This is a genomic window from Aurantibrevibacter litoralis, assembly GCF_034651555.1.
Classification (GTDB): Bacteria; Bacteroidota; Bacteroidia; order Flavobacteriales; family Flavobacteriaceae; genus Aurantibrevibacter; species Aurantibrevibacter litoralis.
This window is the reverse complement of the sequence record NZ_JAYEEQ010000001.1, coordinates 83,215-100,415: the sequence shown is the minus strand read 5'-3', so window position 1 is coordinate 100,415 and position 17,201 is coordinate 83,215. Positions and strand designations below refer to the sequence as shown.

Here is a 17,201-nt window from a genome sequence, read left to right as displayed (position 1 = left end):
CCTATAAATGTACTATTAATTACAACTAAATTCATAAAAAAACGCTTCAAATAAAAACATTTGAAGCGTTCAAGTAAGTTTGAAATGATCTAGTAACTACTGTAAATTTCTAAAAGCATCACCCTCATACGTGGTATAATTCACTTTAAGTGCATTTACCTTTCTAAGCTCTTGCTTAATATCTGAGATAATCCCCATATTCGCATTCTTGTCAACTTTCAAGGCTGTTGTGAGTACGTTTTGTAATTCCTGCGGCTTTTTGGCTCGTTCGGCCAGAATATAGGATCCTACTTCATTCACATTGGCAAATTTATCATTTAATTGAATCTTAGACTCCGTGCCAAATACCTTTTCGTATTCACGTGTTGGCTTACCCACATAGATATAAATAACCCTATCTTTCTTTTCTAATTTTTTGATCTCCGTTGCATTTGGCAACGTATTCTCCACCTTTAAGGTACTGTCTTTCATAACAGTTACCGTCATGAAGAAAAACAGTAACATAAATACGATATCCGGAAGGGAGGCCGTATTTACTGCCGGCAATGCTGCGTCTTTTTTCTTATTAAATTTTGACATAATACAATGTATTTACTTTCAATTAGTGCTAGACGTAGAGGTCTCTGCTTCTGACAATTTTTGTGGAAACAAATCTTGAATTCTCTTTACCTTCTCCTTTAAATCGTCTCTAATAGCAGATGGTGTTTCAGGATTAAGATATTGCGCCTCCATATCGGTAAAGTCCTTCTTAAACAATCGCTGCGCCTCTCGGTTACGCAAATCGTTATAGGCACCCACAAGTTCATTTTGTACCGTAATGTAAGTAGAGTACTTTGTTTCTCTATCGTTTTTTAATGAGATAATGGCCTTGTCGGGATTATCGGAAGAACTGGCATCTCTTTTGCCCTTGCAGTAATCGCAATACTCCGGAGTTCCGGCAGGAGCTCCTCCATTATCTAAAAATTCGACTGCCTTTTTTCGAAGGTTCTTAATGTCGGTGAGTTCATTCTCAACCAACAATTGCCCATTTCGGTTAATATTTACCGTAAATATATTTTTCTCTCTGATTATCGGTGGATCTTCAGTTGGAGGTTCAATGGGTGGCAACATCCGATCTAAACCTGCATCAGTTTCTATAGTAGTGGTTACTAAGAAAAATATCAGCAACAAGAATGCGATGTCTGCCATAGATCCTGCATTTACCTCTGGTGGTGCTCCTCTTCTAGGCATAATCTGTAGTTTTTATTTAGTAAATATTTTTTTTACTCCCGGTAATAACATTAAGATCACTGCAATGGCGGTTAAGATAAAAAATACATTAAGTCCCATTCCAATGGTTTTTACGGTACTTTCCGTTGTGGGGATACCCCTGTTCGCCATTTCTGCCAAATCTACATCCGTGCCACTGGCCAAGCCATACGAAATTGCTACTACCAATAATAATCCGCCAATAGTAAACAATGCCTTTTTGAGGCCTGTCGGGTTGGCAAATAAAATTTTAAGGGCGTAGAATAGGCTAAAAAACACGGCAATACCCAAAAGCAAATAAGCAACCAAAAACATTAAGTTGAGTGCCCCACTTTCGGCCGCTTGTGCCGCAGGCATTTCAGCCTCTGGCAGCATGAACCAACAAACGGCTCCCACAGCACTTAACAGCACCAATACAATTTTAATTATTTTATGCATGATATACGTTTTATATTAGATGCGTTTCTTATTTTTTGTGTTCTACCAGCAAATCAACCAAAGCGATAGAAGAATCTTCCATATCATTCACAATACTGTCAATCTTAGCGATAATATAATTATAGAAAATTTGAAGAATAATCGCTGTGATCAAACCAAATACGGTAGTTAATAAGGCTACCTGAATATCACCAGCAATAAGAGATGCACTTAAGTTACCTACTGCCGCAATCTTTTGAAACGCCTGAATCATCCCTATTACCGTACCCATGAACCCAAGCATCGGTGCAATTGCAATAAACAAGGACAACCAAGACACGTTCTTCTCTAATTGTCCCATTTGAACACCTCCATAGGCTACAACTGCTTTTTCTGCAGATTCAATACTTTCACCTGCTCTATCTAATCCTTGATAGAAAATAGAAGCCACAGGACCCTTAGTGTTTCTGCATATTTCTTTAGCAGCTTCTACACCTCCGGAAGCCAACGCATCTTCCACTTGTTGTTTTAACTTGGCGGAGTTGGTCGTTGCCAAATTCAAATAAATAATTCTTTCAATAGCTACCGCTAATCCTAAGATAAGACAAAGCAATACAATGCCCATGAATCCGGCACCACCCTGAATAAATTGTTCTTTTAAAACTTGGGTAAACCCCCTTGACGATTCTGCAGCAGCTTCATCTTGAAGCATTACAGTTGTAGTTGTCATCGCATTTACCGCGTTTGCACTTAGGACAAAGAAACCAGCCATGGCCAGCGTAGAGAATGATCTTTTCATTTTTTCAAACTTAAAATTAGTTAGTTAATAGGTTAAAGATAAAAAAAAATTACAATAAAAAAATTAAAACTTAACAGCAGAGAGGAAGGGATTCGAACCCTCGATACACTTGTGGTGTATACACACTTTCCAGGCGTGCGCCTTCGACCACTCGGCCACCTCTCTTGGTGAACGTTTTAGATCGACCAAATAACAAAAAAAATATTAGTTAAAGAAATTAAACGAGTTAATTTTATTATAACTCCCCTCTTAATGGGGTTTCAAACATAGTTTTAAACCGTTTAGCGGACGTTTTTCTACCCAAAAGGTACATGAGTTTTGTGATGGCCGCTTCTGTGGTAATGTCCTTACCATTAATTACTTGCAGCTCTTGTAACTGACGGCTGGTTTCGTAATGCCCCATAAGAACTCCTCCTGCGGAACACTGTGTTACGTTTACGATATAAATATCTTGCGCAATGGCTTTTTTTAAGTCCTCTATCAGCCATTTTGCCGTAGGGGCATTTCCTGCGCCATAGGTTTCTAGCACCAAAGCACGCAAATCGGGAATATGCAAAACGCCTTGCAATACATTTCTATTTAACCCTGGAAAGAGCTTTAAAATGGCTACATTATCATCCATTTGCTTATGCAGTACCAAGGGTTTGGATGGCTTAGGACGTAAAAGATTGCTTTCATAAACTTTTAAATGAACCCCTGAGGCTGCCAAAGCCGGAAAGTTGGGCGACATAAAAGCCTCGAAATGTTCTGCACTAATTTTAGTTGTCCTATTGGCTCTAAACAGTTTATTCTCAAAATACAGACCTACTTCCTGAATATAGGGTTTCCCTTCTTTGCGCAGTGCCGCTATTTGTATTGCTGTAATCAGATTTTCCTTGGCATCGGTTCTGAGGTCGCCCACCGGCAATTGAGATCCGGTAAAGATGACTGGTTTTCCCAGATTTTCTAACATATAACTCAGGGCAGACGACGTATAGCTCATGGTATCACTTCCATGCAACACTACAAAACCATCATAAGCGCTATAATACTGCTCTATGAGGGTTGCTATCTGAACCCAATGAGTTATGCCCATATTAGAAGAATCGATGGGCTCATGAAAAGAAACACTCTCAATGTGGCAGCCTAATTGCTTTAATTCAGGGATATTCTTTAAAAGTTTTTTAAAGTTGAACGGTTTTAGAGTTCCGGTCTTGTAGTCCTTAAGCATCCCTATGGTACCTCCTGTATACACCAGCAAAATTTTGGTTTCTACGTTCATGCGTTAGCTATTTAAATCCCAAAAATAGTCTTGGAATTGGCTGTTGTTATTGAAGCTATCTCTTCCTTACTTAAGTTATAAATCTCGGAAAGTTTATCTAGCACACATATTAAGTATGCGCTTTCGTTGCGTTTACCTCGGTACGGAACAGGAGCTAAATAAGGGGCATCAGTTTCTAATACAATATGTTTTAGATCAATTTTTTTTAAAAATGTATCTAGCTTTCCGTTCTTATACGTTACTACCCCGCCAATACCTAGTTTCATATTTAAGGTTATGGCCTTTTCAGCTTGTACTTCTGTTCCCGTGAAACAATGAAATATGCCCCGTAAATCGGCATCCCTTTCTTGTTCCAAGATTTCAAAAACTTCATCAAAGGCTTCCCTACAGTGAATCACAATGGGCAACCGATGCTTTTTGGCGAGTTCAATTTGCATTTTAAAGGCTTTTTGCTGCTCCCTAAGATAGGTCCTATCCCAATAGAGGTCTATTCCAATTTCCCCTACGGCAAAAAATGCCTCCTTTTGGAGCATTTCGCTTACGTGCGCCAACTCATCCATATAATTTTGGTTCACATGGGTAGGATGAAGACCCATCATCAAAAACATATTATTGGGGTATTTAGATCGCAATTGCAGCATGGCATTAGTGTAGCTTGAATCTATCGCAGGAATAAAAAAGCGCGTTATGCCTGCGTCCAAAGCCCTGCCGATAACGGTATCCCTGTCATTATCGAAAGCTTCACTGTATAAATGCGTATGCGTATCTGTAAGTATCATAGAACAAAAATAGGGTTATCTTTATCAAAAAAAATAAATGAACACCTCTAAAAAATACATCTCTCTAAAAAAATATACCAAAGTTCCACTCGTATTGACGGCCACCAACCATTTTGAAATTGCAGCTAGTATAAATGGTGTTAAGGGTCGGTTTATTTTGGATACCGGGGCGTCTAATACCTGTGTTGGTTTTGATAAGATTTTGTTTTTTAATCTTGTTCCGAAAAATTCGGAAATTAAAGCAGCGGGTGCCGGTGCTGTGAACATGGAAACCCAGATAGCTACTAAAAACAAAATTAAAATAGGAAAGTGGAAACAAACCCATCTAAGTATTGTACTTTTTGATCTGGTGCATGTAAACGAAGCGCTACTGAATCATAAGGCATTGCCTGTAGATGGGATTATTGGGGCAGACATTCTAAAAAAGGCCAAGGCGATTATTGATTACAACCAAAAATGTATCTATCTTAAAAAATAAAACATTCGCTATACCCTAAAGCAAGCGAATGTTTTACAAAATTATACGCAACCATACGTTACCTATTGTTATAGTTCTAACGCTTTCTTTACATTATTATCCATTAGTATTTCTTCCGGATTTTCCAATGCCTCTTTTACCGCCACTAAAAACCCTACCGATTCCTTACCGTCAATAATACGATGATCATAGGAGAGGGCTACATACATTATGGGAGCTATAGCGATAGCACCATCCCGAACGATGGGTCTTTCTACGATATTATGCATTCCTAGAATGGCGCTCTGAGGCGGATTGATAATGGGTGTAGATAACATGGAGCCAAAAACACCGCCATTGGTAATGGTAAAAGTACCACCCGTCATTTCGTCGACTGTTATTTCTCCTTCACGGGCACGGATGGCCAAACGTTTCACCTCAGCTTCTATACCCCGAAAGGATAGGTTCTCGGCATTCCTGATTACCGGCACCATGAGTCCTTTAGGGCCGGAAACTGCAATACTAATGTCGCAAAAATCAAAAGAAATCATTTCCTTTTCATCGATCATAGAATTTACCGCAGGGTACATTTGCAGAGCTCTAATCACTGCTTTTGTAAAAAAGGACATGAATCCTAGACCCACATTGTGCCGCTCCGCAAAGGCCTCTTTATATTCTTTTCGCAATTCAAAAATGGCCGACATATTAACTTCGTTAAATGTAGTGAGCATAGCGGTTTCGTTTTTGGCTGCCACCAAACGTTCGGCCACTTTACGGCGCAACATGGATAGTTTGGATCGCGTTTCGCCCCTATGCCCTCCTGTGGCCGTGCCCATGGAGGGCACAGATTGTAGTGCATCTTCCTTGGTAATTCTGCCAGCTCTTCCTGTTCCTGTAACTGCGGAAGGACTAATTCCCTTTTCATCCAATATCTTCTTTGCAGCGGGTGAGGGTGTGCCACTGGCATAGGATTTACTCGCAGGTGCCTTTTCCGCTTCCTTCTCCTTTTTTGGCGCCTCTTTTACCGCTTCTTTTGGGGTCTCTTTTTGCACGTCTTCTTTCGGTGCAGCACCTTCCGGTTTCGCAGCACCCGTGTCTATAATACATACCACCTCGCCAACGGCAACGGCATCGCCTACTTCCGCTTTAAGCGTTATAACACCACTGGCTTCGGCCGGTAATTCTAAGGTTGCCTTGTCCGAATCTACTTCTGCAATGGCCTGATCTTTCTCTACATAATCGCCATCTTGTACCAACCATTCTGCAATTTCTACTTCGGTGATAGATTCTCCCGGAGAGGGAACTTTCATTTCTAATATCATGGTCTTTTCTTTAATTTAAATGTACGCTAATTATTGCTATTTTTTATAAAATCTTCCTTAACGGGAAGGTAATCTGTCCGTAACTCTCCATTGACCCACAATTGGTTAAAAAACAACATGGCGCCGGTGGCGTCTTCCATATCAACGGTATTTTGTAGGCTTAAATGCAAATGCGGTTCTGTAGAATTTCCGGAATTACCACATTTCCCCAATACGGTACCCTGGGCCACCATTTGCCCTTCGGTTACGGCAATGGAACCTTCCATAAGATGGGCAAACAATACATACTCCTTGTTGGGTGTTTCTAAAACTACCGTATTTCCGGTGAGTTGCTCGGGATTGGTCTCCCCCGGAATATTATCTTTTACACCTGTAATTACTTTAATGACTTGCGCATTGCAGGGCGCCAATATTTCCTTTCCAAAAGCAAAATAACTTTCATTCTTTAGAGGATCGCCTTCAAATGATTTTCCATTGGATACCATTAATAAATCATACGCATACCGTTGACTTACTTCATTCACATGATAATTCTGGGCTTCGGTAGTACCACCCCAAAATACAAACCACTCCTCGTTCAGGTTAAATGGCAATTGCATCGGGGTTAAATTACGATCTAGAATGGGAATAGTAAGCGGCTTCGGAGGTGAAATATACAATCCGTTAATTTTATTATTTGGGTTCAACGAAATTAAGATATCGGCAGTAGCCTTATCAAAATAGGTTCTATAGACATGTGCGCCATTTTTGAACTCTAAAAATTGCATGTCTTGAATATTTCCCATTTTGGCTTTCACGTTTTGCGAAAAAAAGGATATTGTATTTTGTTGCGGTAACGCCTTTTTCATATCTGCATCAAACAACCCGAAAATACCCACATAATCGCCATTGTTATATAACGACATAAAATTGGTGGCGGCTAGGTTATAATTTCCTAATGCACCTTGGCCATAGAAACTTACTCCTTGAAACAAAAGAAGTAGACAAAGCCCATATTTCACGTGTAGTCGTTGCTTCATTTTGGCCGTACCATATTGTCTTTTGTCTTGTCAAAAACGTAATCTATTACTTGTTGATGGCGTCGTTTAGAACGTACCGAACTGCCAGCCGCCGGAGCAGCATAAAATCGTCTCGAGGCTACTCTGAGTTGGTGTACCTCGCTAAAATGCATCAATAAATGACTCCATGCCCCCATATTACGAGGTTCTTCTTGCGCCCACACCACATCTTCCGCATTTTTGTATTTTTTTATTATGGCCTTCATTTGTTCGGAAGGCAATGGAAACAGTTGCTCTACGCGCACTAGTGCCACATCATCTCTGTTTTGTTCTTCTTTTACGGCTAATAAATCATAATAAAATTTACCCGTACAAAAAACCAAACTTTTTATATTTTTTACAGTCGCGGTGGCATCATCAATAACTTCTTGAAAACTTCCTTCGGTAAATCCCTTAACCGAAGAGACGGCTTTTGGATGACGCAATAGACTTTTTGGTGTAAATACAATTAACGGCTTTCTAAAATTTGCTTTCATTTGTCTACGCAACAAGTGAAATAAATTGGCCGGTGTGGTACAATCGGCCACAAACATATTGTCTTTTGCACATAATTGTAAGTAGCGTTCCATACGGGCGGAAGAATGCTCGGCGCCTTGGCCTTCGTACCCATGTGGTAAAAGCATGACAAGACCATTCTGTAATTTCCATTTGTCTTCGGCAGCTGATATGTACTGATCTATCATAATTTGCGCTCCGTTGCTAAAATCGCCAAATTGCGCCTCCCAAATGGTTAATGTATTAGGACTGGCCATGGCATACCCATAATCAAACCCCACCACGCCATATTCGGATAACAAGGAGTTGTAAATATGAAATTTGTTTTGATCTGCGGAAAGCAGGTTCAATTGCACTATTTCCTCCTCACTGTCTTCTACTTTGATTACGGCATGGCGGTGCGAAAAAGTGCCACGTTCTACATCTTGGCCCGAAATACGTACCCCGTATCCTTCTTGCATTAAAGAACCGTAGGCCAGAAGTTCACCCATGGCCCAATCTAAATTGTCCGATTCAAAAAACATTTTTTTACGATCATTGACCAGCTTTTGAATTTTTCGCAAGAACTTCTTGTCCTTCGGCAATTCGGTCAATACCTTAGCTACGGCTGTTAATTTATCCAAATCATAGGCTGTGTCTACCGGCTTCATCATGGCCTCTTCCTGCACGGTATCAAAACCACTCCATTCATCGGCCATAAATGGGGTGATGACCGTTTTCTCTATTTTTCTGGAATCTTCCAATTCTTCTTCTAAAGAAGCCTTGTACTTTTCTTCTAATGTTGTAATGTAAGAGGCATCTATAACACCCTCCTCTATAAGCTTATCCGCATAGATATCGCGTGGATTTTTATGATTGGCAATTACCTTATATAACTTTGGCTGTGTAAACCGGGGTTCATCGCCTTCATTATGTCCGTACTTTCGGTAACCCAGCAAATCGAGGAAAATATCTCTTCTATACCGCATTCTGTATTCTACGGCAAACATGGTTGCGTGTACCACGGCTTCAGCATCATCTGAGTTTACGTGGAGTACAGGACTCAAGGTAACCTTTGCCACATCGGTACAATAGGTTGATGTCCTAGCATCTAAATAATTGGTAGTAAACCCAATTTGATTGTTTACGACGATATGAATTGTGCCATTGGTTTTATACCCGTCTAAATTGGCCATTTGTACAATTTCGTAGACTAGGCCTTGCCCCGCAATGGCAGCATCACCATGCACTACAATAGGCAACACTTTAGAAAAATCTTCCGGGTAATGTGCTTCTTGTTTCGCTCTGGTAATTCCTTCAACCACGGCACCTACCGTTTCTAAGTGCGATGGGTTTGGGGCAATATTAATACTAATTTTTTCGCCGTTTGCCGAAATGCGATCGGAAGTCCAACCCAGGTGATATTTTACATCTCCATCAAAAATATCGAGTTCATAATCCTTCCCATCGAATTCGCTGAAAATATCTTTTGCCGATTTGCCAAAAATATTGGTAAGTACGTTAAGGCGTCCTCTGTGCGCCATTCCCAAAACAAATTGTTTTACCCCCAGTTTGGCGCCGAGTTCAATGATGGTATCGAGTGCAGGAATCAACGATTCATTACCTTCTAACGAAAATCGTTTTTGACCTACATATTTGGTATGCAAAAAACTCTCAAAAGAAACCGCCTGAGTTAATTTATCTAAGATGTGCTTTTTCTCGTCTGTACTAAAACTGGGGTGGTTATCATTAACATTTAGCCATTTCTGAATCCATTCTATGCGCTCCGGACTTCTGATATACATATACTCTACACCAATAGCATCACAATAGATACTGGTAAGGTGCTTTATAATTTGCCTAAGGGTCGATGGCCCAATCCCTAATATATCTCCGGCCGTAAACACGGTGTCCATATCACTCTGTTCTAAACCAAAGTTTTCGATATCCGGGGTAGGATAATACTGCCGCCGATCGCGTACCGGATTGGTTTTGGTAAACAGGTGCCCGCGACTTCGGTAACCGTCTATTAATTTCACTACTTTAAATTCCTTCTGAAGGGTTTCAGGGATAGGAACCTGCTGTGTGTTGGCAGAGGCTTCGGTATACTGCTGAGGCGGTAGATCTTGCTCCTCCCTAACGGATTCTATACCAAAATCAAACCCCTGAAAAAAAGCCCTCCAACTGGGCTCTATACTATCGGGATTTATAAGATACTTATCGTATAAGGCCGCAAAAAACGAAGTATGAGCGGCATTTAAAAAGGAATATTTATCCATGTATGCTATGATTGTCTTTTGAACAAAATTTAATCAAAAATACGACTTTTAACATTTACAAAGGCAACCCACTACCGATTATTGGGAAATTTTAACGGTTTTATTAAAAATAATACAACTTGTAAAAATAGGGTGTTATTTTGGCGTTTTGTAGCCATCTCATGTGGTTCATTTTTAATAAAAATGAAAAGAGATTTACTTTTTCTATTTTTCAGATTTTATGGCATTTACCCCTTCGGGTGCTGATGTCTACTGTGGATCGTCTTGTTCTTGTGCTTTATCCTCACCCAGATTTTTTTTATTGAGTATATTTGGTTGTTGTGTGCCATACAGGATTGAGCGTTAAACGTACATAATTAAATTATATAAGAATTGAATTCAATCAATTGGTCAGATTTTAATGGGGATAAATTCCAATCGTTCTGCAATGACTTTTTGAGCTTTGAGATAGGGAAGGACTTTGTTCCTTTTTCCGCTCCGGGTGCAGATCAAGGTATAGATGGCCTTTTTGAAGGTGAATACAATAGCAAACAAAGGAAATGGAGATTTCAAGCAAAATTTCATCATCCTGATACTGGCAGAATAGCAGGTTTCAATCAGCTAAAGAGCCAGGTCAAAAAAGATATTGAAAAGAATATTCAGGATGAGACAGCGGTAGTATTCATTACCAATGTTGAATTGAATCCTGCGCAAAGAAAAGAGATAAAGCAAATAGCCGATAAAGCTCTTGAAGATGTTGATAAATCAGTTGAATTTGATGTTTGGGACGGAGCCAAAATTCATACATTTTTAGCTCATCATCCGATTGTTAAACTTTGGTATACTGACCAAACAAAGTTTCTTATTCAGGAATATTCAGAGTTTTTCCATGAAGAACTCAATTCGTCCACAAATACTTCTTATGAGCTATACAATAAATTCTATCATAGAAAGGATAAGCTTAAAGTGATCAATAAGTTTATTCAGGATAACACTAAAAAAATTGCAGTTGTTAGTGGTGAAGCTGGAATTGGCAAGACAAGACTTTGTGTTGAGTTCTTCAAAAAATATGTGGACCAGAACAATGACTGGAAAGCATTAGTAATTGTAACACACAAAATCAATTTACAAGTGTTACAAACTGCCTTATCAGGTGAAAGGAACTATTTAGTTTTGCTTGATGATGCAGATAAATTTGACCAAAAAGATATTGCCGATTTAATTACTCTCATTAAAGGCATAAAGAATAATGAAGTAAAGCTGTTATTAACGGTTAGAACTCCATTTTTGAACCAAGTTCTTAGCCAGATAACAGCAAAGGATAAAACCGATCGAATTGAGCCTATCCAACTTGATCAATTAACAAGAGGGGAAACAGTTCAGTTTTTGGAATGGGAGCTAAAAGGGTATAGAATTGAAGAATACTTGGGATTTTTCGTTGAACTAACCCATGGAGTACCGATTATGATTATGACATTGCTCAGAACCATTAAAGCCGGAACTCGTCTCACGGATATTAAGAAGGATTCCTTTCTTAAAACATACGTAAAGCAATATTTTGAACAATTCATAACAACAACGAGTGAAGAAAAGGAGATTCCCAAGAAGGATATTAAAAAAATCGTAACGCTAATTGCTCTTATTGAGCCAATTCAGATTGAAGACAGGAATCTCATCCAGCAAATTTCCTCTACAGAAAGCCTTTCAGAAGAAGATGTAGACATGGTGCTACAAGCAATGAAAGCGCAAAACATTATTTCTGGAAGGTATCAATTTGACATCAAACCAGACATGTACAGTGATTTGATTTTAGAAGAGGCTATCAGCTCGAAAAAATGGTTGGAGAAAAAATTACCAGAATACGGAGCCTTTATTAATAATATCATAAAGAACATAGGCTATGTATATCAGGACAAACAAGAAAATTCTATTCTGGAAAACCTTTTGAAAGAATACATTACTCGGATAGATAAGTCCAATGATGACAGGGAGATTACAAGAATTCTTGATACAGTATATGCCATAACTTATACTATGCCATTATTGGCCGTAGAGACCATTAAAAAAATACTCTCCATATACTCAGATGTAGAACATCCTTTGTATGAAGAATTTCTACGATCATTAGCCTATAAGAATTATTCCTTTGATTCCACTATTAACAACCTTAAGCGTATACTTCATAGCTTATTTCAGTTGGAAGATTACTTCTTACAAGCATACTCGTATTCAGGAAGACTTTACCAAATACTAAACGATGATGGAGTAATTTCCAATATTGCCAGTTTTGGAAAAAGCGACCGATTTGAAGGTTTTACATGTAAAAGACAGAATCGAATACTTACAGCGAGTAAAGCTGAATTAGAAAAAATAGATGGGGACTTGAAGTTATTTGCACTCAAAGCCTTAAAAGCAATACTGAAACTTGAGTTTACCGATACTGAATCACACCTATTTCAAAAGCACTCAATTCAAATATATACACTTCACATCCCTGAGAATAAATATGTAAAAAAGCTTAGGGAGGAGATAATTGACCTAATAATTGATTTCTTTCAGAATGAAACATCCAAAGAACTTAAGGAAGAAACTTTTAAAGTAATTGTTGATATACCGAGGGAAATATTTGCCGCTAAGAATAAAAACTATAAGGGTAAAAAAGAAATTAAAACTGTATTGGATTTCTTACTCGCAACTTCTTCCAAAAATGTTCTTGAATTAAAGCATAAACAATTTGTCAAAGACCAACTGTACTGGTTCAAACGATGGGGAATTGATGCTTCTTATCTTGAAACCATTTATAAAATAAATGAGAATCTATCTGAGAATGATCTCGCTGAACGATTGTTGGATTTATTTAATCCGAAGTATGAAGGAAAGATTAACGAAGAAAGAGAACGTTATCAAATAGAATCAGAAAAATTGGTTAATAGCAACTCCGGTACTAACTTGGGAAACGCATTAGTTAAGGTTATTGATCAAAGTGAATATGAACCACACTACTTTTATCAATTTTTAGATGTCATTTCATCTGACCTGAACAAAACAAAAGAATTCGCTAATCACCTTTGGAAAGGAAACAAAGCCTTTGTTGTTAAGTATTGTTCGGGCATGTTAAGGCAGTTTAGGTTTTCAGAAGATTATAAGAACATATATTGGGAATACATACAAAAACTTCAGAAGGAAAAAACGATTGAAGCAAGGAATTGTATGCTTCATGTGTATCATTCTTTCATGATTCACAATGTTTTTAATAAATCTGGGAATTGGAGTGCATTGACAAAGAAGGATATTGAACTTATCAGTTCTGTATTTCAAAATTCTACAGTAGAGAATTATTTCAATCTTTCGTCAAGCCTTCCGACCCTTTTCTTTTTTGATAAAGACATAGCCATAAAGAATATAAAAGAGTTCTTACTGAATTGCAATGAAAGGCATTTGGATAGCTTGTTTTTGGCATTTGATCCAGCCGAAGAGAAGAATTACACAGAAATCAAAGACTTACTACTTAAATACACTCTTCATCTTAATATCCCTTATTCGATTGAACGGTTCCTAAACAAAATCATTAGGAAAGATGGTTTTTCAATCGTTCTGGAATATATCCAAAATCGCTTTCTATATAAACGTAAATATGTAGTTGAAAAGAAGAGCCTTTTAGGATATGAATATGTGCCAACCCATACCGGAAATACGATTACTGCTCAGTTATCGGAAGAGCAAAAAGTAGAAATATTTTCAATGATTTTAAATTGGTTTGTAGATTTTGATTTCGAGTTGTACGAGCACTTCTATGCAAAAAACGTCATTAAATTATTTGCTATAAGCAAAAGCGTAGACAGTCCTATAAAAAACACCTATGCTGAGCTGATTAAAAAATACAATTCGGACTACAAAAAATTATTGAGCATTGTCCAATCACTATCTGAATTCAAACAAAAAAATGAGGCATTTTTGGATTTGATAATAATGCTTCTAGAAGCAGGGAACGAAAATATCAAGGAAGAAAAACAGCTTAAAGAGTTCACCTCTCAATGCTATATTTCGTTGACTTCTTTGGGCGTTAAATCAGGCACACCTGGTCAACCATTTGCTGTAGACTTACAATTAAAGGATTTGTTAGAGAACACTTTAAAAAGTTCGAAGGTTAAGAGCCCAGAGACCAAAGACTTTTTTCAAAAGGTGCTAAAATCAATCCAAGCTGATATTGACCAGGATAGAGATGAAAATGGAAGGGAAGGATGGTAAGAGAAACATTAACAGATTATACAACTCAAAAGGATGCCATTGTTTCTGCATTGGCTATAAAACAAGGTAATGGCCTATTTGATCAAAATTTGCACGCTATTTTTAATAGCGGAACACAAAGTAAGGACAAATTAAAAATTCAAGATGTACAGGTATTAATTGAAACAATTGAATTAAAGTTGCGAAATGCTGAAATTATTTACCATACTTACTTTGCCCAGAATTCGAGAAGAATATTTTTATCTACAATACATTGGTTGGAACTACGAAATGGAATCGGTTAAAAATTTGTTGGTGTCTGATTTCATGAAGTAAAGAATAGAAAAAATTACTTGTAACAATGCTATAATTTATATACTATACATCGCAACTATTTCCTTTAACACATGCTAAAAAACAAAAAAACAACAGCTTTCACCCAAAAATCTTACGTATTTGCCCTGCTACTTCTTTGGTTCATTCCTTTAGGGGTATATGCCCAAAGTAGCGATTTGGGGAATTGGCTAATTTATATCGGGAACAAAAAAATAAACCAGAAATGGAATTGGCATCACGAAGTACAGTATCGTAATTATGACGCCATAAGCGATCTGGAACAGCTTTTGTTGCGCACGGGAATTGGGTATAACCTCACCGAAAACAATCACAATATACTATTGGGCTATGGCTTTATCCACAGTGAAAATTATATTTCCGGACTCGATGAGAAGGTTGACTTAGATGAACATCGCATTTTTCAGCAATACATTTACAGGCATACCTTCCGAACTTTTTCTGTACAACACCGGTTTCGGTTAGAACAACGGTTTATTGAAAGTGATTTCAGAGGCCGATTTCGCTATTTTTTGGCAGCAACGCTCCCTTTGACCCAAAAGGAAACAGACGACAACACTTTCTATCTTTCTGCCTACAACGAACTTTTTCTGAACACCGAAAATATTGTTTTCGATCGAAATAGACTCTACGGCGGCCTAGGCTACAAAGTAAACGGTACTTTGCGGTTTGAAGTGGGCTATATGAATCAGTTTTTAAATAAAGGGGGCAGGGATCAGGTTAATATTTTTGCGTACGTTACTTTGTAAGAAGGAGTACGCCTCGCATTTTTTAGGAACAAAGCGTACTCATTCAGCTATACGTGGCACGAAACCACACTTTTTGCCATTCTCTTTTTAAGATTAAAAAAGAAACGCGTGCTGCCACTTCTACTACGTCTTCCACGGCGCTATTTTTTACCGCACTTTCAGGCACATCAATAATATACAGTAAATTCAAATATTCCGTGAAGCGCTCTAATATAAGGCGATATATTTTTTCATGCAGCACAGTTTTTAAAATATGGGGCGACACATACTGCGCATCTGTTTTGGATTGAAGATCAATAGCGATATTGGCAAGATGAAAATCCTTTTGAAGCTGTGCCAGTAATTTTTCATACATGTTAGACTGTTGCGCATGCACCAATAATTCGGAACTGTTTGAAAAATTTACCGTCATATATATAATACGAAATAAACGCTTCTAAAGTTTGGCGGGCGGTTTCAAAATATGCACTTCCTTGACGGACCCGAGAATCCTCCCTGCTGTTTTGAGGCTGCCAATTATTCGTTTTTATATATTTTTCCGTCTTTCATAACAAAAACGACCTTTTCTAAGGTACGCACCTCATCCATTGGATTGGCTTCTACGGCAACAATATCGGCTAAAAACCCTTCTTTTAATTGCCCCAATTGCGTATCCATCCCCAAAAGGTAGGCATTAGTAACCGTAGCTGCCTTTAAGGATGCCGCTACCGAAATTCCGGCCTCTAATAAGTAACCAAATTCTATGGCGTTTAACCCATGAGGAAAAACACCAGCATCGGTACCAAAACCCATTAGCACCCCTTTGCTATTTGCCTTACGCACCGTAGCCATGTGTTTTGGGCCAATCTCCAGTGCTTTTCGTGCTACCACCTCAGGGAAAAATCCGGGTACTCTTGCCTTTTCTGCTACTTGAATTCCGGCACTTAGTGTTGGAATTAAATAACACTTATTGCTAATCATCAAATCCATAGTGTTTTCACTCATTAGCGTACCGTGTTCTATGGTAGTTACTCCACCTAATACAGCCAATTTCATACCTTCGTCACCATGGGCATGGGCGGCCACCGAAAACCCATAATCTTTGGCAGTTTCCGTGATCGATTTAATCTCTTCGAGTGTAAATTGCGGATTTTGGCCACTTTTCGCAACGCTAAGCACCCCTCCTGTAGCGGTTATTTTGATGACATCTGCACCGTCCTTATAGCGTTGCCTAACGGCCTTCCTGCCGTCTTCAGGAGAATTTACTACTCCTTCCTTTGGGCCGGGATCGCCCATAAGCTCCTTTCTCATTCCGTTTGTAGGATCGGCATGACCTCCCGTAGTTGCCAATGACTTGCCGGCGGTAAAAATCCGAGGCCCACTTACCAAGCCTTTGTTTACAGCGTTTCTTAGGGAAATATTTACGCCCGTACCTCCTAGATCGCGCACGGTAGTAAACCCCGCCATGAGCGTTTTTTGTGCATAAACTGTGGCTGCAAAAGCGACATCGGCTTCATTCATCAGAAATTTGTCGGTATACGTCGTAGGACCAAATTCTTGTTCTATATGCACGTGTAAATCGATAAGTCCCGGGAGCACCGTTTTATTTCGCAAATCGATAACCGCATCGCCATCTGCCCCATTTACATACCCATTTTGAATGGATTTTATTCTATTACCGGCAACAACAATGGTTTTTTCGGTGGCTATTTTACCTGTTTGCGTATCTACAATACTACCGCATTGGAGGTACCTATCTTGTGCCCACATACCGGTGCAGACAAGCGCAAATAAGAGTGTCATGGAATTTTTCATAAGG

15 protein-coding genes and 1 tRNA gene are annotated in these 17,201 nt (G+C 38.7%); 4 read left to right on the top strand and 12 right to left on the bottom strand.

The features are described from left to right. Positions 1 to 96: 96 nt before the first annotated feature. The 7 genes from U1E44_RS00435 to U1E44_RS00405 all read right to left on the bottom strand — a co-directional run bounded on the left by U1E44_RS00435 (position 97) and on the right by U1E44_RS00405 (position 4,504). Positions 97 to 579: an ExbD/TolR family protein gene (locus U1E44_RS00435; protein ID WP_322928888.1), complete on the bottom strand. Its 483-nt coding sequence runs from the start codon at positions 577 to 579 to the stop codon at positions 97 to 99. Between the two features lie 18 nt (positions 580 to 597). Beyond that, positions 598 to 1,230 (bottom strand): ExbD/TolR family protein, encoded by a 633-nt coding sequence (locus tag U1E44_RS00430; RefSeq protein ID WP_322928887.1) that lies wholly within the window; start codon positions 1,228 to 1,230, stop codon positions 598 to 600. A gap of 12 nt (positions 1,231 to 1,242) precedes the next feature. Continuing rightward, positions 1,243 to 1,686 (bottom strand): hypothetical protein, encoded by a 444-nt coding sequence (locus tag U1E44_RS00425; RefSeq protein ID WP_322928886.1) that lies wholly within the window; start codon positions 1,684 to 1,686, stop codon positions 1,243 to 1,245. A gap of 28 nt (positions 1,687 to 1,714) precedes the next feature. Next, positions 1,715 to 2,464 (bottom strand): MotA/TolQ/ExbB proton channel family protein, encoded by a 750-nt coding sequence (locus tag U1E44_RS00420; RefSeq protein ID WP_322928885.1) that lies wholly within the window; start codon positions 2,462 to 2,464, stop codon positions 1,715 to 1,717. A gap of 77 nt (positions 2,465 to 2,541) precedes the next feature. Then, positions 2,542 to 2,629: transfer RNA gene (locus tag U1E44_RS00415), tRNA-Ser, on the bottom strand. Between the two features lie 70 nt (positions 2,630 to 2,699). Continuing rightward, the gene (locus U1E44_RS00410; RefSeq protein ID WP_322928884.1) at positions 2,700 to 3,725 is read right to left on the bottom strand and encodes an asparaginase; all 1,026 of its coding nucleotides are present in this window, start codon (positions 3,723 to 3,725) and stop codon (positions 2,700 to 2,702) included. Between the two features lie 11 nt (positions 3,726 to 3,736). Further along, positions 3,737 to 4,504, bottom strand: coding sequence for a TatD family hydrolase (locus U1E44_RS00405; RefSeq protein ID WP_322928883.1), 768 nt, complete (start codon positions 4,502 to 4,504; stop codon positions 3,737 to 3,739). 37 nt (positions 4,505 to 4,541) lie between these two features. On the opposite strand from U1E44_RS00405, the gene U1E44_RS00400 reads away from it, so the two are divergent. Beyond that, positions 4,542 to 4,982, top strand: a complete 441-nt coding sequence (locus U1E44_RS00400; protein ID WP_322928881.1) for a retropepsin-like aspartic protease family protein — start codon at positions 4,542 to 4,544, stop codon at positions 4,980 to 4,982. A 68-nt stretch (positions 4,983 to 5,050) separates the two neighbouring features. Here the strand turns inward: U1E44_RS00400 and odhB are convergent, their stop codons facing one another. Genes odhB through U1E44_RS00385 form a run of 3 tightly spaced genes read right to left on the bottom strand, consistent with a single transcriptional unit; the run spans position 5,051 to position 10,094 of the window. Further along, complete coding sequence (gene odhB, locus U1E44_RS00395; RefSeq protein WP_322928880.1) at positions 5,051 to 6,283, bottom strand: 2-oxoglutarate dehydrogenase complex dihydrolipoyllysine-residue succinyltransferase; 1,233 nt, start codon at positions 6,281 to 6,283, stop codon at positions 5,051 to 5,053. Between the two features lie 26 nt (positions 6,284 to 6,309). Continuing rightward, positions 6,310 to 7,302, bottom strand: coding sequence for a peptidoglycan DD-metalloendopeptidase family protein (locus U1E44_RS00390; protein WP_322928879.1), 993 nt, complete (start codon positions 7,300 to 7,302; stop codon positions 6,310 to 6,312). After that, entirely contained in the window at positions 7,299 to 10,094 is a 2,796-nt protein-coding gene (locus U1E44_RS00385; protein ID WP_322928878.1) for a 2-oxoglutarate dehydrogenase E1 component, read from the bottom strand. The genes U1E44_RS00390 and U1E44_RS00385 overlap by 4 nt, the downstream gene beginning before the upstream one ends. Before the next feature lie 372 nt (positions 10,095 to 10,466). Here U1E44_RS00385 and U1E44_RS00380 point away from each other — a divergent pair, with 372 nt between their 5' ends. The 3 genes from U1E44_RS00380 (at position 10,467) to U1E44_RS00370 (ending at position 15,403) form a co-directional block, all read left to right on the top strand. Further along, on the top strand, positions 10,467 to 14,321 hold the full coding sequence (locus tag U1E44_RS00380; protein WP_322928877.1) for an nSTAND3 domain-containing NTPase: 3,855 nt from the start codon (positions 10,467 to 10,469) through the stop codon (positions 14,319 to 14,321). Continuing rightward, complete coding sequence (locus U1E44_RS00375; RefSeq protein ID WP_322928876.1) at positions 14,315 to 14,605, top strand: hypothetical protein; 291 nt, start codon at positions 14,315 to 14,317, stop codon at positions 14,603 to 14,605. The genes U1E44_RS00380 and U1E44_RS00375 overlap by 7 nt, the downstream gene beginning before the upstream one ends. A 102-nt stretch (positions 14,606 to 14,707) precedes the next feature. Further along, complete coding sequence (locus tag U1E44_RS00370; RefSeq protein ID WP_322928875.1) at positions 14,708 to 15,403, top strand: DUF2490 domain-containing protein; 696 nt, start codon at positions 14,708 to 14,710, stop codon at positions 15,401 to 15,403. Positions 15,404 to 15,446: 43 nt separating this feature from the next. Here U1E44_RS00370 and U1E44_RS00365 read toward each other — a convergent pair whose 3' ends face one another. Then, positions 15,447 to 15,815 (bottom strand): hypothetical protein, encoded by a 369-nt coding sequence (locus U1E44_RS00365; RefSeq protein WP_322928874.1) that lies wholly within the window; start codon positions 15,813 to 15,815, stop codon positions 15,447 to 15,449. Positions 15,816 to 15,919: 104 nt separating this feature from the next. After that, on the bottom strand, positions 15,920 to 17,197 hold the full coding sequence (locus tag U1E44_RS00360; RefSeq protein WP_322928873.1) for a metal-dependent hydrolase family protein: 1,278 nt from the start codon (positions 17,195 to 17,197) through the stop codon (positions 15,920 to 15,922). Between the last annotated feature and the right edge of the window lie 4 nt (positions 17,198 to 17,201).

What these genes read in the sequence shown, in the direction of transcription:
- U1E44_RS00405 (WP_322928883.1), bottom strand. Translation starts at nt 4,504, where the DNA reads ATGATACTTACAGATACGCATACGCATTTATACAGTGAAGCTTTCGAT.
- U1E44_RS00420 (WP_322928885.1), bottom strand. Translation starts at nt 2,464, where the DNA reads ATGAAAAGATCATTCTCTACGCTGGCCATGGCTGGTTTCTTTGTCCTA.
- odhB (WP_322928880.1), bottom strand. Translation starts at nt 6,283, where the DNA reads ATGATATTAGAAATGAAAGTTCCCTCTCCGGGAGAATCTATCACCGAA.
- U1E44_RS00425 (WP_322928886.1), bottom strand. Translation starts at nt 1,686, where the DNA reads ATGCATAAAATAATTAAAATTGTATTGGTGCTGTTAAGTGCTGTGGGA.
- U1E44_RS00365 (WP_322928874.1), bottom strand. Translation starts at nt 15,815, where the DNA reads ATGACGGTAAATTTTTCAAACAGTTCCGAATTATTGGTGCATGCGCAA.
- U1E44_RS00430 (WP_322928887.1), bottom strand. Translation starts at nt 1,230, where the DNA reads ATGCCTAGAAGAGGAGCACCACCAGAGGTAAATGCAGGATCTATGGCA.
- U1E44_RS00390 (WP_322928879.1), bottom strand. Translation starts at nt 7,302, where the DNA reads ATGAAGCAACGACTACACGTGAAATATGGGCTTTGTCTACTTCTTTTG.
- U1E44_RS00400 (WP_322928881.1), top strand. Translation starts at nt 4,542, where the DNA reads ATGAACACCTCTAAAAAATACATCTCTCTAAAAAAATATACCAAAGTT.
- U1E44_RS00370 (WP_322928875.1), top strand. Translation starts at nt 14,708, where the DNA reads ATGCTAAAAAACAAAAAAACAACAGCTTTCACCCAAAAATCTTACGTA.
- U1E44_RS00435 (WP_322928888.1), bottom strand. Translation starts at nt 579, where the DNA reads ATGTCAAAATTTAATAAGAAAAAAGACGCAGCATTGCCGGCAGTAAAT.
- U1E44_RS00360 (WP_322928873.1), bottom strand. Translation starts at nt 17,197, where the DNA reads ATGAAAAATTCCATGACACTCTTATTTGCGCTTGTCTGCACCGGTATG.
- U1E44_RS00385 (WP_322928878.1), bottom strand. Translation starts at nt 10,094, where the DNA reads ATGGATAAATATTCCTTTTTAAATGCCGCTCATACTTCGTTTTTTGCG.
- U1E44_RS00410 (WP_322928884.1), bottom strand. Translation starts at nt 3,725, where the DNA reads ATGAACGTAGAAACCAAAATTTTGCTGGTGTATACAGGAGGTACCATA.
- U1E44_RS00375 (WP_322928876.1), top strand. Translation starts at nt 14,315, where the DNA reads ATGGTAAGAGAAACATTAACAGATTATACAACTCAAAAGGATGCCATT.